This is a genomic window from Pseudomonas sp. LAMO17WK12:I5, from assembly GCF_900215165.1.
GTDB lineage: Bacteria > Pseudomonadota > Gammaproteobacteria > Pseudomonadales > Pseudomonadaceae > Aquipseudomonas > Aquipseudomonas putida_A.
This window is the reverse complement of the sequence record NZ_OBDS01000007.1, coordinates 289205-304317: the sequence shown is the minus strand read 5'-3', so window position 1 is coordinate 304317 and position 15113 is coordinate 289205. Positions and strand designations below refer to the sequence as shown.

At 61.3% G+C, this 15113-nt stretch carries 12 protein-coding genes; 7 read left to right on the top strand and 5 right to left on the bottom strand.

Annotation, left to right across the window (positions count from 1 at the left end; translation table 11 throughout):
- Nucleotides 1-33: 33 nt before the first annotated feature.
- Genes CRO59_RS14665 through fabI form a run of 6 tightly spaced genes read left to right on the top strand, consistent with a single transcriptional unit; the run spans nucleotide 34 to nucleotide 8229 of the window.
- Nucleotides 34-1866 carry an extracellular solute-binding protein gene (locus CRO59_RS14665; protein WP_097087921.1) on the top strand — a complete coding sequence of 611 codons (1833 nt, stop codon included), beginning with the start codon at nucleotides 34-36 and terminating at the stop codon, nucleotides 1864-1866.
- On the top strand, nucleotides 1863-3704 hold the full coding sequence (locus tag CRO59_RS14660; protein WP_097087923.1) for an extracellular solute-binding protein: 1842 nt from the start codon (nucleotides 1863-1865) through the stop codon (nucleotides 3702-3704). Before CRO59_RS14665 ends, CRO59_RS14660 begins: the two co-directional genes overlap by 4 nt.
- Nucleotides 3705-3708: 4 nt before the next feature.
- The gene (locus CRO59_RS14655) at nucleotides 3709-4782 is read left to right on the top strand and encodes a microcin C ABC transporter permease YejB (protein ID WP_095139628.1); all 1074 of its coding nucleotides are present in this window, start codon (nucleotides 3709-3711) and stop codon (nucleotides 4780-4782) included.
- 1 nt (nucleotide 4783) lies between these two features.
- Nucleotides 4784-5803: an ABC transporter permease gene (locus CRO59_RS14650; RefSeq protein WP_064587187.1), complete on the top strand. Its 1020-nt coding sequence runs from the start codon at nucleotides 4784-4786 to the stop codon at nucleotides 5801-5803.
- A 1-nt stretch (nucleotide 5804) separates the two neighbouring features.
- Nucleotides 5805-7415: an ABC transporter ATP-binding protein gene (locus CRO59_RS14645; RefSeq protein ID WP_097087925.1), complete on the top strand. Its 1611-nt coding sequence runs from the start codon at nucleotides 5805-5807 to the stop codon at nucleotides 7413-7415.
- Between the two features lie 19 nt (nucleotides 7416-7434).
- On the top strand, nucleotides 7435-8229 hold the full coding sequence (gene fabI, locus CRO59_RS14640) for an enoyl-ACP reductase FabI (protein ID WP_003202751.1): 795 nt from the start codon (nucleotides 7435-7437) through the stop codon (nucleotides 8227-8229).
- A gap of 818 nt (nucleotides 8230-9047) precedes the next feature.
- On the opposite strand, the gene CRO59_RS14635 is transcribed toward fabI, so the two are convergent.
- From CRO59_RS14635 to CRO59_RS14620, 4 genes are all read right to left on the bottom strand, one after another.
- Nucleotides 9048-10013: a sensor domain-containing diguanylate cyclase gene (locus CRO59_RS14635; protein WP_097087927.1), complete on the bottom strand. Its 966-nt coding sequence runs from the start codon at nucleotides 10011-10013 to the stop codon at nucleotides 9048-9050.
- A gap of 61 nt (nucleotides 10014-10074) precedes the next feature.
- Entirely contained in the window at nucleotides 10075-10653 is a 579-nt protein-coding gene (locus CRO59_RS14630; protein WP_097087928.1) for a hypothetical protein, read from the bottom strand.
- 1 nt (nucleotide 10654) lies between these two features.
- Nucleotides 10655-12817 (bottom strand): xanthine dehydrogenase family protein molybdopterin-binding subunit, encoded by a 2163-nt coding sequence (locus CRO59_RS14625; protein ID WP_097087930.1) that lies wholly within the window; start codon nucleotides 12815-12817, stop codon nucleotides 10655-10657.
- Between the two features lie 14 nt (nucleotides 12818-12831).
- Complete coding sequence (locus CRO59_RS14620) at nucleotides 12832-13287, bottom strand: (2Fe-2S)-binding protein (RefSeq protein WP_007965305.1); 456 nt, start codon at nucleotides 13285-13287, stop codon at nucleotides 12832-12834.
- 251 nt (nucleotides 13288-13538) lie between these two features.
- Between CRO59_RS14620 and CRO59_RS14615 the strand changes: the two genes are divergently transcribed.
- Nucleotides 13539-14369, top strand: a complete 831-nt coding sequence (locus CRO59_RS14615; protein ID WP_097087932.1) for an alpha/beta fold hydrolase — start codon at nucleotides 13539-13541, stop codon at nucleotides 14367-14369.
- 261 nt (nucleotides 14370-14630) lie between these two features.
- Here the strand turns inward: CRO59_RS14615 and CRO59_RS14605 are convergent, their stop codons facing one another.
- Nucleotides 14631-15023, bottom strand: coding sequence for a GFA family protein (locus CRO59_RS14605; RefSeq protein WP_097087936.1), 393 nt, complete (start codon nucleotides 15021-15023; stop codon nucleotides 14631-14633).
- Between the last annotated feature and the right edge of the window lie 90 nt (nucleotides 15024-15113).

Here is a 15113-nt window from a genome sequence, read left to right as displayed (position 1 = left end):
CACAAAGCCCAAGCCGCCTGGATCGGATCTGACTTGAAGCGTCCCCTCCTCCTGCTCCTGATCAGCCTGGCCTTGAGCTCACCCGCAAGCGCGACGATTACCGAAAGTCACGGTTATGCGCAGTTCGGCACGCTCAAGTACCCGGCCAGATTTACCCACTTCGACTGGGTCAACCCGCAAGCGCCCAAGGGCGGTACGTTGCGGGTGATGGCGTTCGGCACCTTCGATACGGTCAATCCATACACGTTCAAGGGCACCAGCCCGGTCACCACACCGAATTTCCTGCAGTACGGCATCAACGAGCTGAACGAGCCGCTGATGGTCGGCACCGGCCAGTATTCGCCGTCCGGTGACGAACCGGCGTCCAGTTATGGCTTAATCGCGCAATCGGTGGAGTACAGCGAAGATCGCAGCTGGGTGGTGTTCAATCTGCGCCCGGAAGCACGCTTTCACGACGGCACCCAGATCACCGCTTACGACGTGGCGTTCTCCTACCGAACACTGCTCAAGGACGGCCACCCGCTGTACCGCACCGCCCTGCAGGAAGTGTCGCGGGTCGACATCCTCAACCCGCAGCGCATTCGTTTCGTGATGAAACGCTCGGGCAATCCGTTACTGATCCTGCGCCTCGGCGAGTTGCCGGTGCTGCCACAGCATTACTGGAAGGATCGCGACTTCAAGGCCACCACCTTCGAACCACCGCTGGGCAGCGGCCCGTACCGCATCACCTCAGTGACGCCGGGGCGGCAGCTGATTTTCGAGCGGGTCAAGGATTACTGGGGCAAGGACCTGCCGGTCAATCGCGGCAAGTACAACTTCGATCGCATGGAAGTCGAGTTCTACCGCGACAGCGACGTGGCCTTCGAAGCGTTCAAGGCCGGCGAATTCGACATCTACATCGAGCATCAGGCGAAGAACTGGGCCAACGGCTACAACTTCCCGGCGGTACGCCGTGGCGAAGTGATCAAGGCGCAGATTCCGCACCAGATCCCGACCCAGAGCCAGGGCCTGTTCATGAACACCCGACGCGCGACCTTCAGCGACGTCAAGGTGCGCGAAGCGCTGGGCCTGATGTTCGACTTCGAATGGACCAACCGTGCGCTGTTCAGCGACGCCTACCAGCGCACCACCAGCTACTACCCTAACAGCGAGTTTTCCGCGACGGGGCTGCCGGTCGGGCATGAATGGCTGATGCTCAAGCCGTACAAGGAGCAACTTCCGGCCAAGCTGTTCACCGAGCCGTTCACCCTGCCGCAAACCGATGGCCGTGGCATCCCGCGAGAGACCATGCGCAAGGCCCTGGCCCTGCTCGCCGAGGCCGGCTGGAAGCTCAACGGCCAGCGCCTGCAAAACACCGCAGGGCAGCCGCTGAGCTTCGAACTGTTGCTGGTCAATCCGAACCTTGAGCGGATCCTCCAGCCCTATATCGAGAACCTCAACAGCATCGGCATCGACGCGCGCCTGCGCACGGTGGATCGCGCTCAATACAAACAGCGCCTGGACCAGTTCGATTTCGACATGATCCTGATGACCCTCAACCAGACCCTCAGCCCGGGTCTGGAGCAATGGCAGTACTTCCATTCCAGTCAGGTCGGGGTCAAGGGCAGCAAGAATTACGCCGGCATTGCCAACCCGGTGGTCGATCACCTGCTCGAACAATTGCTCGCCGCGCAAACCCGCGACGAACAGGTCGCCGCCGGCAAGGCGCTCGACCGCGTGCTGCTCTGGCAGCACTACAGCATTCCCAACTGGTACCTCAATTATCACCGACTGGCCTACCGCAACCGGTTGGCCTTCGTCACCACGCCGCCCTACACCCTGGGCCTGAGCGCGTGGTGGCTGAAATCTTCGGAGAACAATAAATGACGCCCATCCGCGCCCTGCTCGTGCAGGCCAGCGGTCTGCTGTTCGCCGGGCTGGCGATTGCCGCCCCGCAACACGCTGTGACCCTGTACAACGAGCCGCCGAAATACCCGGCGGACTTCAAGCAGTTCGATTACGTGAACCCCGACGCGCCCAAGGGCGGGATCTTCCGTCAGGCCGGGTTCGGCGGCTTCGACAGCCTCAACCCGTTCATCAGCAAAGGCGTGCCGGCCGATGACGTCGGGCAGATCTACGACACCCTGACCAAGCACAGTCTCGACGAACCGTTCACCGAGTACGGCCTGATCGCCGCGAAGATCGAGAAAGCCCCGGACAACAGCTGGGTGCGTTTCTACCTGCGCCCGGAAGCGCGTTTTCACGATGGCCATCCGGTGCGCGCCGAAGACGTGGTGTTCAGCTTCCAGACCCTGACCAAGGACGGCTCGCCGCTGTTTCGCGGCTACTACAGCGATGTTGAAGAGGCCATCGCCGAAGACCCGCTCAAGGTGTTGTTCAAGTTCAAGCACACCAACAATCGCGAGTTGCCGCTGATCCTCGGTCAACTCCCGGTGCTGCCGAAACACTGGTGGGCCAATCGTGATTTTTCCAAGGGCAATCTGGAGATCCCGCTGGGCAGCGGCCCGTACAAGGTCGCCGAAGTGAAAGCCGGGCGCTCGGTGCGCTATGAACGGGTCAAGGACTACTGGGGCAAGGATCTGCCGGTCAATCGCGGGTTCTACAACTTCGATGTGATGACCACCGATTACTACCGCGACAACACCGTCGCCGTCGAAGCGCTGAAGGCCGGCCAGTTCGATTACTGGCTGGAAATGACCGCGAAGAACTGGGCCAACGCTTACAACATCCCGGCGGTCACCGAAGGCCGCTTGATCAAGGAACAGATCGCCAACAGCAACCCGACCGGCATGCAGGGCTTCGTTTTCAACCTGCGCCGTCCGGTGTTTCAGGATGTGCGGGTGCGTCAGGCGCTCGGCCTGCTGTTTGATTTCGAGTGGACCAACAAACAGCTGTTCAACGGTGCCTACTTCCGTACCCGCAGTTATTTCGAGAACTCGGAAATGGCCGCCACCGGCCTGCCCGACGCCGAGCAACGGGCGATCCTCGAACCGTTTCGCAGCAAACTGCCGGCGCAGGTGTTCAGCGAAGCCTTCGAGAACCCCAAGACTGACGCCAGCGGCATGATCCGCGCCCAACAGCGTGAGGCCTATCAACTGCTGCAAGAGGCTGGCTGGAAGATCGTCGATGACAAAATGGTCGACCCCAGCGGCAAACCGGTGGTCATCGAGTTCCTTCTGGCGCAGACCGAATTCGAACGCGTGCTGCTGCCGTTCAAACGCAATCTGGCCGACCTCGGCATCGATCTGGTGATCCGCCGTGTCGACGTTTCGCAATACATCAACCGCGTGCGCTCGCGGGACTTCGACATGATGGTAGGCAGCTTCCCGCAATCCAACTCGCCGGGTAACGAGCAGCGCGAATTCTGGATGAGCGCCGCCGCCGACAAACCGAGCAGCCGCAACACCATGGGCCTGAAGGATCCAATCGTCGATCAACTGGTGGAGAACCTGATCAACGCCGACTCGCGCAGCAGCCTGGTGGCGCATGCGCGGGCGCTGGATCGAGTGCTGCAATGGGGTTACTACGTGGTCCCCAACTGGCACATCAAGACCTGGCGCGTGGCGTACTGGAACCACATCGGTCACCCGAAAGTCTCGCCCAAATACGACATCGGGATTAACACCTGGTGGGTCAAGCCTGACGCGAAGCCCGCCATAGAAGTCGAAACCAAACTGCAAGCCGACCCTGTGGGCACGGAGTAATCAGATGCTGGCGTATATCTTTCGGCGACTGCTGCTGATCATCCCGACCCTGTTCGGCATCCTGCTGATCAACTTCGTGATCATCCAGGCCGCGCCCGGCGGCCCGGTGGAGCAGATGATCGCCAAGCTCGAAGGCTTCGAAGGCGCCACCAGCCGCATCGCCGGTGGCGGTGCCGAGGTCTCGGTGGCCGGCTCCGCGTATCGTGGCGCACAGGGCCTGGACCCGGCGCTGATCAAGGAAATCGAGCACATGTACGGGTTCGACAAGTCGGCCCCGGAACGTCTGTGGATCATGGTCAAGAACTACGCGCAGCTGGATTTCGGCGACAGTTTTTTCCGTGACGCCAAGGTCATCGACCTGATCAAGGAAAAGATGCCGGTGTCGATCTCGCTCGGGCTGTGGAGCACGCTGATCATGTACCTGGTGTCGATCCCGCTGGGGATCGCCAAGGCCACGCGGCACGGCAGCCACTTCGACGTGTGGACCAGCTCGGCGATCATCATCGGCTATGCGATTCCGGCGTTCCTGTTTGCGATTCTGCTGATCGTAGTGTTTGCCGGCGGCAGTTATCTGGACTGGTTCCCGCTACGCGGGCTGACCTCGAACAACTTCGATGAGCTGAGCCTGGGCGGCAAGATCCTCGACTACTTCTGGCACCTGGCGCTGCCGGTGACCGCGCTGGTGATCGGCAACTTCGCGACCATGACCCTGCTGACCAAAAACAGCTTCCTCGACGAGATCAACAAGCAGTACGTGGTCACCGCCAAGGCCAAGGGCCTGACGCGCAATCGCGTGCTCTACGGCCATGTGTTCCGCAACGCCATGTTGCTGGTGATTGCCGGGTTCCCGTCAGCGTTCATCGGCATCTTCTTCACCGGCTCGTTGCTGGTGGAAGTGATTTTCTCCCTCGACGGTCTGGGTCTGATGAGTTTCGAAGCGGCGATCAATCGCGATTACCCGGTGGTGTTCGGCACTCTGTTCATCTTCACCCTGCTCGGTCTGGTGGTGAAACTGATCGGCGATCTCACCTACACCCTGGTCGATCCGCGCATCGACTTCGCCAGCCGGGAGCATTGAGATGAATCTGTCCCCTCTCAACCGCCGCCGGTTCGAACTGTTCAAGGCCAACAAGCGTGGCTGGTGGTCGCTGTGGCTGTTTCTGATCCTGTTCGGCCTGAGCCTCGGCGCCGAGCTGATCGCCAACGACAAGCCGCTGGTGGTGCATTACGACAACAACTGGTACTTCCCGGCGATCAAGCGCTACCCGGAAACCACCTTCGGCGGCGAATTCCCGCTGGAAGCCAACTACAAGAGCCCGTACATCCGCGAACTGCTCAAGGCCAAGGATGCGTGGGTGTTGTGGGCGCCGATCCCCTACAGCTACCAGAGCATCAACTACGACCTGAAAGTCCCGGCCCCCGCCCCGCCCTCGGCGGACAACCTGCTGGGTACCGACGATCAGGGCCGCGATGTGCTGGCGCGGGTGATCTACGGCTTCCGCATTTCGGTACTGTTTGCCCTGACGCTGACCGTGCTCAGCTCGATCATCGGCGTGATCGCCGGCGCGCTGCAGGGTTTCTATGGCGGCTGGGTCGATCTGGCCGGGCAACGCTTTCTGGAGATCTGGTCGGGCTTGCCGGTGCTGTACCTGCTGATCATTCTCGCCAGTTTCGTCCAGCCGAATTTCTGGTGGTTGCTGGGGATCATGCTGCTGTTCTCGTGGATGAGCCTGGTCGACGTGGTGCGCGCCGAGTTCCTCCGTGGCCGTAACCTTGAATACGTGCGCGCCGCGCGGGCACTGGGCATGCAGAACGGCGCAATCATGTTCCGCCACATCCTGCCCAACGCGATGGTCTCGACCATGACCTTCATGCCGTTCATTCTTACCGGCGCCATCGGCACCCTGACTGCGCTGGACTTCCTCGGCTTCGGCTTGCCGGCCGGCAGTCCGTCGCTGGGTGAACTGGTTGCTCAGGGCAAATCCAACCTGCAGGCGCCGTGGCTGGGCATGAGCGCGTTCGCGGTGCTGGCGCTGATGCTGAGTTTGCTGGTGTTTATCGGCGAGTCCGCTCGCGATGCCTTCGACCCGAGGAAGTGAAATGAATCAGGACAATCTGATCGAAGTGCGCGACCTCGCCGTCGAGTTCGGCTTCAACGAGCGCCTGCACCGGGTGGTCGAGGGCGTGAGCTTCGACATCAAACGCGGCGAAACCCTGGCCCTGGTCGGCGAGTCCGGCTCGGGCAAATCGGTGACGGCGCACTCGATCCTGCGCCTGCTGCCCTACCCGCTGGCCCGCCATCCGGCCGGCAGCATCAACTATGCCGGGCAGAATCTGCTCGGCCTGAGCGAAAAGACCATCCGGCATATTCGCGGCAACCGCATCGCGATGATCTTTCAGGAGCCGATGACCTCGCTCAACCCGCTGCACTCGATCGAGAAGCAGATCAATGAGGTGTTGGGCATCCACAAGGGCCTGAGCGGCAAAGTCGCGACCACACGCACCCTGGAGCTGCTGGAGATGGTCGGCATCCCCGAGCCGCACAAACGCCTCAAGGCCCTGCCCCACGAATTGTCCGGCGGCCAGCGCCAGCGGGTGATGATCGCCATGGCGTTGGCCAACGAGCCGGAGCTGCTGATCGCCGACGAACCCACCACCGCACTGGACGTGACCGTTCAGCTGAAAATCCTCGATTTGCTCAAGGAATTGCAGGCCAGATTGGGCATGTCGCTGCTACTGATCAGTCACGATTTGAACCTGGTGCGAAGAATTGCGCATCGCGTATGTGTCATGCAGCGCGGTTGCATCGTCGAACAGGCATCGTGCGCAGAGCTGTTCCGTTCTCCGCAGCATCCGTACACTCGGGAATTGCTCGGCGCGGAGCCCAGCGGAGGCCCGGCGAGCAATAAAATCGGGGCGCCGCTGCTCGAAGTCGAGAACCTCAAAGTCTGGTTCCCGATCAAGAAAGGCCTGCTCAAGCGCACGGTGGATTACGTCAAGGCAGTGGACGGCATCAATTTCAGCCTGCCTCAGGGTCAGACCCTGGGGATCGTGGGGGAAAGCGGTTCCGGCAAATCTACGCTGGGTCTGGCGATTTTGCGGCTGATCGGCAGCAAAGGCGCCATTCGCTTTGAGGGCAAACAGCTAGACTGCCTGACGCAGAACGAGGTTCGCCCGTTGCGTCGGGAGATGCAGGTGGTGTTTCAGGACCCGTTCGGCAGCCTAAGTCCGCGGATGTGCGTCAGCGACATCGTTGGCGAAGGCCTGCGGATTCACAAGATGGGCACCGCCGCCGAGCAGGAAGCGGCGATTATTGCGGCATTAAAGGAGGTAGGTCTGGATCCGGAAACCCGGCACCGCTACCCTCACGAATTTTCCGGTGGGCAACGGCAACGTATCGCCATTGCCCGGGCTTTGGTGCTGAAACCGGCGCTGATCCTGCTGGACGAGCCAACTTCTGCGCTCGACCGCACGGTGCAGCGGCAAGTGGTGGAGCTGTTGCGTTCACTGCAAGCCAAGTACAACCTGACGTATTTGTTCATCAGCCATGACCTGGCTGTCGTCAAAGCGCTGAGCCACCAGTTGATGGTGGTCAAGCATGGCCAAGTGGTCGAACAGGGAGCTGCGCAAGATATTTTTGCCGCCCCCAAACATCCGTATACACAGCAGTTGCTGGAAGCCGCTTTTTTGGCACCAGCCACTGCGCAATAACCTGAAAGAGGAGCAACACATGGGTTTTCTCGCCGGTAAGCGCGTACTGATCGTCGGTGTCGCCAGCAAGCTGTCCATCGCATCCGGCATCGCTGCCGCCATGCATCGCGAGGGCGCTGAGCTTGCCTTCACTTATCAGAACGACAAACTGAAAGGTCGTGTTGAGGAATTCGCTCAAGGCTGGGGTTCGAGCCCTGAGCTGTGCTTCCCGTGCGACGTGGCCAGCGATGAAGAAATCGCCAAGGTCTTCGAAGAACTGAGCAAGAAGTGGGACGGCCTGGACTGCATCGTGCACTCCGTCGGCTTCGCCCCGGGCGACCAACTGGACGGCGACTTCACCGAAGCCACCACCCGTGAAGGTTTCCGCATCGCTCACGACATCAGCGCCTACAGCTTCGTGGCCCTGGCCAAGGCTGGTCGCGAAATGATGAAAGGCCGCAACGGCAGCCTGCTGACCCTGTCGTACCTGGGCGCCGAGCGCACCATGCCGAACTACAACGTGATGGGCATGGCCAAGGCTTCGCTGGAAGCTGGCGTGCGTTACCTGGCCGGCTCCCTGGGCCCGGACGGCACCCGCGTCAACTGCGTATCGGCTGGCCCGATCCGTACCCTGGCAGCCTCGGGCATCAAGAACTTCCGCAAGATGCTGGCCGCCAACGAAGCGCAAACCCCACTGCGCCGCAACGTCACCATCGAAGAAGTCGGCAACGCCGGCGCCTTCCTGTGCTCCGACCTGGCGTCGGGCATCAGCGGTGAAATCATGTACGTGGACGGCGGCTTCAACACCACCGCCATGGGCAACATCGAAGAGTAATCTTCGGTCTGCCGATAAAAAACCCGCCAATCGGCGGGTTTTTTTGTGCCTGCAATGTCTTGAACACCCCAAATCCCCCTGTAGGAGTGAGCCTGAATTTCGTGAACAGCGGATAAACCTGTGGGAGTGGGCTTGCTCACGAAGAGGCCGGCACATTCAACATCGCTATCGCCTGACCGGACGCCATCGCTGGCAAGCCAGCTCCCACAAGGTTCTGCAGTGTGCCGGGATTTCGTGAGCACCTGATAAAACTGTGGGAGCTGGCCTGCCAGCGATGAGGCCGGCACATTCGACATGGATATCGCCTGACCGGACGCTTTCGCGAGCAAGCCCGCTCCCACAGGGTTCTGCGGTGTATCTGGATTTTGTGGGCAGCCGACAAACCTGTGGGAGTGGGCTTGCTCACGAAGAGGCCGGCACATTCAACATGGATATCGCCTGACCGGACGCTTTCGCGAGCAAGCCCGCTCCCACAGGGTTCTGCGCTGCACCTGAATTTTGTGAGCACCCGATAAACCTGTGGGAGTGGGCTTGCTCACGAAGAGGCTGGCACATTCAACATGGATATCGCCTGGCCGGACGCTTTCGCGAGCAAGCCCGCTCCCACACTGTTTTGCGATGCGCCTGAACTTTGTGGGCAGCGGACAAACCTGTGGGAGTGGGCTTGCTCACGAAGAGGCTGGCACATTCGACATGGATATAGCCTGACCGGACGCTTTCGCGAGCAAGCCCGCTCCCACAGGGTTCTGCGGTGTGCCGGGATTTCGTGGGCAGCCGCTAAATCTGTGGGAGCTGGCTTGCCAGCGATGAGGCCTGAATCAGCGCCGTTTCAACGCCTGCTTGTGCGCATACATCGCCTCGTCGGCATCGGCCAGCAGTCGATCCACCGTTTCATGGCGTTGCGGATCGTATTCGATCTGGCCGACGCTGAAGCGAATCTCGTAGCCGCGCTGCAACATCGCATTGCGCTCGTCGAGGATTTCCTTGAGCCGCGCCATGATCGCTGTGGTTTCGACGTGACTGGAGCCGGTCAGCAGCGCCACGAACTCGTCACCGCCCAATCGCCCGACCACGTCGCTCTCGCGAAAAGCGATGCGCAGCACATCGGCAAAGGTCTTCAGCGCACTGTCGCCCTCGGCATGGCCGTAACGATCGTTGATCTGCTTGAAGTCATTGAGATCGAAAAACAGCAGCGTCGCCGGTTTATCCCGGTGTTTGCAGGCGTCCAGCGCATGCTGGGCCAGGGTCTTGAAGCCGCGGCGGTTGGACAGCAGCGTCAGCTCGTCCATGCTCGCCATCTGCACCGCCATCAACTCCTGCTCGGCCATGCCGGCCAGATCGCGCAACAGCCCGCGCTCCTCGTCGTCGAGTTCGCGTGGCTGGGTGTCGATCAGGCACAACGTGCCCATTTTGTTGCCGTTGGGCACGGTCAGCGGGTAGCCCGCGTAGAAACGGATGTTCGGCTCGCCGGTGACCAGCGGATTGTCATGAAAGCGTTTGTCCCGCTTGGCATCTGGCACCAGCAGCAATTCGTCCTGAAGAATCGCGTGCCCACAGAACGACACATCACGCGGGGTTTCGTTGACGTCGAGCCCGACGCAAGACTTGAACCATTGCCGATCCTTGTCCACCAGCGTGACCAGCGCAATCGGCACGTTGAACAGGCGTTTGGCCAGACGGGTCAAACGGTCGAAACGTTCTTCGGGCGCCGAATCAAGTACATTCAAGCCGTGCAGCGCTTGAATTCGGGTGGCTTCATTGGCGGGTTTGATCGGGGCCAGCATCACGCACTCCATCAGGGTCAACGACCCTTAGAGTAGCTTGATTCGCCAGCGACTCACACACTCAACCGCCCGCAACCGGACATGGTCCGCCAGCGTCGGCCCAAAGCTTGAACTGGGCCACAAAAATGTCATGCGGTACCGGCACCGGCGCACGCCCTGCCCCGGGATTCCAGCCCCACAGCACCAGTTTGTCGTCGCTGACATGTTTGATCAGCGCGGCGAAGTCACGGTCACCATTGCTCGAACGATCCTTGATCATCGCGCACAACTTGTCCGGCGGCAGGCCGATCCAGGCCATCTTGTGCGCCGCCGGCGGCAGGCTCCAGTGCGGCGCCCCCGGTGGCGCATGCGGGCCATAACTCTCCGGCGGATTGCTCTCGGCGTGGCAGGTGGCGCAAGGCAAACCGGCGGCGCCCTTACCGTCCATGCCGCGCACCACATTCATCGCGTGCGGTTTGCCCGCATCGAACTGCAGCGGCGAGTCGCCGGGGATGTGGCAGTTCTGGCAGCGCGGGCTCTGGAACACCTTCTGCACCGTGCCGAACGCCTTGAGTGCCTCCTGATCGTCGGCGAACAGGTCCGAGGCGTAGCCGCCCAAACCCAGCAAAATCACCGTGCCCAACAGCAGATGTCGTTTCATCTCACACCCCCGACAGTTGCAGCGGCAGTTCACGCAGGCGTTGCCCGGTCAGCGCATACACGGCATTGGCCACCGCCGGCGCGGTGGGCGGAACCCCGGCTTCGCCGATGCCGCCGGGTTTGTCGCTGCTGGGTACGATATGCACCTCGACCAGCGGCATCTCGTTGAGCCGCAGCACCTGGTAATCGTGATAATTGGACTGCACCACCGCGCCATCCTTGAGCGTCAGTTTGCTGTGCAGCGCCATGCCCAGGCCAAAGGTGATGCACGATTCCATCTGCGCCGCGATGCTCTGCGGGTTGACCGCTATCCCGCAATCCACCGCACACACCACGCGGTGCACGCGGATCGCCAGATTTTCCTGCGAGACCTCGGCCACCTGCGCCACATAACTGCCGAACGACTCGTGCACCGCCACGCCCAATGCATGCCCGTCAGGCAACGGCGCTGTCCAGTTGGCCTTCTCCACCGCCAGATTCAGCACCCCGAGATGCCGCGCATGGTCCTTGAGCAAGGTGCGTCGATATTCGATCGGGTCCTTGCCCGCCGCCGTGGCCATCTCATCGATCAGCGACTCCATGACGAACGCGGTGTGGCTGTGCCCCACCGAACGCAGCCACAGCACATTGATTCCGGTCTGCGGCGAATGCAGCTCGACCTGTTGATGGGCCAGACCCTTGATATACGGGCTGTCGGCCACACCTTCGACCGAAGTCGCGTCGATGCCGTTCTTGACCATGGTCTGTTCGAGCATGGTGCCGGCCATGATCGACTGGCCGACCAGCACATGCTGCCAGCTCAGCGGCATGCCCTGCCCGTCCAGGCCTATGCGTGCCTGATGCAGGAACATCGAGCGGTAATACCCGCCGCGAATGTCGTCCTCGCGCGACCACACGGTTTTCACCGGCAGCCCCGCGGCTTTCGCCACTTGCACCGCTTCGGCGACGAAGTCCGAGGTCGGATTGGCCCGCCGCCCGAATCCGCCGCCAAGAAATTCGGTGTGAATTTCCACCTGTTCCGGTTTGAGTCCGGTGATCTTGCCGGCGACCATCTGATCGAGGGTCTGGAATTGCGTGCCGGTCCAGATCTCGCACTTTTCGGCGCTGATCTTCACTGTGCAGTTCAGCGGTTCCATCGGTGCGTGCGCCAGATACGGCACGCTGTATTCGACGTCGATTTTCTTCGCCGCCTTGTCGAAGTTGCCTTTCGGATCCCCAGCCTGGCTGGCGGAAGTGCCCGGTGTCGCTGCCAGTTTGCGGAAACTGTCGAGCAGGCCCTGGCTGCTCAGGTCAACGTGCGGCCCGAGATCCCAATCGACCTTCAGCGCATCGCGACCAAGTTTCGCCGCCCAGTAATGATCGGCAATCACCGCCACACCGGTCGGCACCTGTACCACTTTGTGCACACCGGGCACCGCCAGTGCCTCGGCGCCCTCGAAGGATTTGACCGTGGCACCGAACACCGGCGCACGGGCGACCATCGCGGTCATCAAGCCCTCGAATTGCACGTCCATGCCGAACTTGGCGCGGCCGGTGATTTTCTCCGGGGTATCGAGGCGTTTGGTCGGTTTGCCGATGACTTTCCAGTCCTTGGCCTCTTTGAAGGTGATCGACTTTGGATCTGGCACTGGCAGTTGCCCGGCGGCGTCCGCCAGTTCGCCGTACGTCGCGCGTTTATCGCCGGCGATCACTACGCCGGACTCGGTGCGAATCGTCGACGCAGCGACGTTGAAGCGCTTGGCCGCCGCTTCCACCAGCATCTGCCGCGCCGTGGCCCCGGCCAGCCGGTAGCGATCGAACTCCATCCAGGTCGAGGTCGAGCCGCCGGTGATCTGCATCCCGCCAAACGCCGGCATGCCGTAATTGGCGGCCGAGGCCGGCGAGTGCTCGACGCGGATCGTCGACCAGTCGGCGTCCAACTCTTCGGCGATCAGCATGGTCAGGCCGGTCCAGATGCCCTGGCCCATTTCCGAGTGCCCGAGCAACACCGTCACGCTGTTGTCGGCGCCAATGCGCAAAAACGCATTCGGCGCGAAGACCTTGCCTTCATTCTCCGCTGCCAAGGCAAATCGATGGGCACCGGGCACGACAAACGCCACTACCAGGCCGCCACCCAGCACGGCACTGCCCTTGAGAAATCCGCGACGCGATACAGGACTGTTCATCGTCTATCTCCCGATCAGCCGATCTCGGCCGCACGTTTCACAGCCGCGCGGATTCGCGGATAGGTACCGCAGCGGCAAATATTGCCGGAGAGCGCCTGATCGATATCGCTGTCGGTGGGCTTGGGGATTTTCGCCAGCAGCGCGGCGGCAGACATGATCTGCCCCGACTGGCAGTAGCCGCACTGCACCACATCAAGTTCGGCCCAGGCCTGCTGCACCGGGTGCGAGCCATCGGTCGAAAGGCCTTCGATCGTGAGAATCTTCTGGCCGTGGGCCACGGCGGTGGCGGGCGTGATACAGGCGCGCAATGGCGCGCCATCGACGTGTACGGTGCAGGCGCCGCACTGGGCCATGCCACAGCCGAATTTGGTACCGGTCAGGTGCGCAACGTCACGCAGGACCCAGAGCAACGGCATGTCGGCCGGCACATCGAGCTCCTGATCCTTGCCATTGATATTCAAGGTCAGCATCGGGGGATTTCCTCAGACTCACGGTGTTCTGAAGGGGCGTCGCTACGGCCATCGAAGCCTGTGCGCGCCTCGGCTTATCCCTTTCAGCAAAGCCTAATTTGCGCGTGAAGCCAGACATGGCGACCACCGGTCATGCCCTATCGCAAAAATGTCGACTTTAATCTTCTGGCTGATAACGGCGCTTATCCGAACCGTCACGACCGGTCTGCGACGAGCGCGGTAACCCATCACCTTGGTCAGGAGTCGCGAACATGGGATTTGTCACCACCAAAGACGGCGTCGATATTTTCTACAAGGACTGGGGCCCGAAGGACGCCCCGGTGATCCACTTCCACCACGGCTGGCCGCTCAGCTCGGACGACTGGGATGCGCAGATGCTGTTCTTCCTGGGCCAGGGCTTTCGGGTGATTGCTCACGACCGTCGAGGCCACGGACGGTCGAGCCAGGTCTGGGACGGCCATGACATGGACCATTACGCCGACGATGCGCTGGCGGTGGTTCAGCACCTGGGGGTGAAGAACGTGGTGCATGTCGGCCACTCCACCGGCGGCGGCGAGGTCATCCACTACATCGCCCGGCATGGTCAGGACAACGTCGCCAAAGGCGTATTGATCAGCGCGGTGCCACCGTTGATGGTGCAGACCGAAAGCAATCCCGGTGGATTGCCGAAATCGGTGTTCGACGATTTTCAGGCGCAACTGGCGGCCAATCGTGCGCAGTTCTACCGCGATATCCCCAGCGGGCCGTTTTATGGCTATAACCGCCCCGGGGCCAAGCCGTCTGAGGGGATCATCGGCAACTGGTGGCGTCAGGGCATGATCGGCGGCGCCAAGGCGCATTACGACGGGATCGTTGCGTTCTCGCAGACCGATTTCACTGAAGACCTGAAGAAAGTCACCGTGCCGGTGCTGGTGATGCATGGCGAGGACGATCAGATCGTACCGTATGCGAACTCGGGGCCTTTGTCGGCGAAACTGCTGCCAAATGGCACGCTGAAGTCATATCCGGGGTTTCCGCACGGGATGCCGACGACTGAGGCGGCGACGATCAATGCCGATTTGCTGGCATTTATTCGCGGCTGACACACATCATTGTGGGAGCTGGCTTGCCAGCGATGGCGGTGGATCAGGCAACATCAATTGTGGATGTGCCGGCCTCATCGCTGGCAAGCCAGCTCCCACAGGTTTTCAGGTGGTTGCTGAATACTCGGTCACACCAGGGACCGTGTGGGAGCCAGCCTGCTGGCGAAGGCAATCGGTCAATCAATGATGGGTTGGCTGACCCAGAGCATTCGCGAGCAAGCTCGCTCCCACAGGGGGCTGGGTGGCTGTCTTGACTGTGTACTACGCCTCGGTGCGCCCCGTGCGTTCGCGATCACGTTCATAGTGGTGCGCCAGTGGCAGCGCGGGCAACCATGACTCGCGCCGCACAGTCCACAGTTCATAAGTCGGCTTGAGCTGGTTCGGCGCGTCCAGCGAGCCGACATTCACTTCAATTTCATCCCCCGAACGCGCCAGTACCGGCGAACCACAGCGCGGACAGAACACCCGCCCTTGATATTCGCCGGTCTTGCCACTGACGGTCACGGCATTCTCAGGAAATATCGCCGAGGCATGAAACAACGTGCCATGGTGTTTGCGGCAGTCGAGGCAGTGGCAGATCCCGACGCGGTAAGGTTGGCCCGATGCTTCGAAACGCACATCGCCGCACAGGCAACCGCCAGTTAATGGGTTCATGGTGTCTATCCTCTGCCAGACTCTGTTCAGCCTTTGAACATAGCAGCCAACAAGCGAACGCCCACAATCGGCTTATACCGGAGACAGCGC

Excerpts from the sequence above, each read along its gene's own strand:
- CRO59_RS14660 (WP_097087923.1), top strand. The coding sequence starts at position 1,863 with ATGACGCCCATCCGCGCCCTGCTCGTGCAGGCCAGCGGTCTGCTGTTC.
- CRO59_RS14655 (WP_095139628.1), top strand. The coding sequence starts at position 3,709 with ATGCTGGCGTATATCTTTCGGCGACTGCTGCTGATCATCCCGACCCTG.
- CRO59_RS14650 (WP_064587187.1), top strand. The coding sequence starts at position 4,784 with ATGAATCTGTCCCCTCTCAACCGCCGCCGGTTCGAACTGTTCAAGGCC.
- CRO59_RS14645 (WP_097087925.1), top strand. The coding sequence starts at position 5,805 with ATGAATCAGGACAATCTGATCGAAGTGCGCGACCTCGCCGTCGAGTTC.
- fabI (WP_003202751.1), top strand. The coding sequence starts at position 7,435 with ATGGGTTTTCTCGCCGGTAAGCGCGTACTGATCGTCGGTGTCGCCAGC.
- CRO59_RS14635 (WP_097087927.1), bottom strand. The coding sequence starts at position 10,013 with ATGCTGGCCCCGATCAAACCCGCCAATGAAGCCACCCGAATTCAAGCG.
- CRO59_RS14630 (WP_097087928.1), bottom strand. The coding sequence starts at position 10,653 with ATGAAACGACATCTGCTGTTGGGCACGGTGATTTTGCTGGGTTTGGGC.
- CRO59_RS14625 (WP_097087930.1), bottom strand. The coding sequence starts at position 12,817 with ATGAACAGTCCTGTATCGCGTCGCGGATTTCTCAAGGGCAGTGCCGTG.
- CRO59_RS14620 (WP_007965305.1), bottom strand. The coding sequence starts at position 13,287 with ATGCTGACCTTGAATATCAATGGCAAGGATCAGGAGCTCGATGTGCCG.
- CRO59_RS14615 (WP_097087932.1), top strand. The coding sequence starts at position 13,539 with ATGGGATTTGTCACCACCAAAGACGGCGTCGATATTTTCTACAAGGAC.
- CRO59_RS14605 (WP_097087936.1), bottom strand. The coding sequence starts at position 15,023 with ATGAACCCATTAACTGGCGGTTGCCTGTGCGGCGATGTGCGTTTCGAA.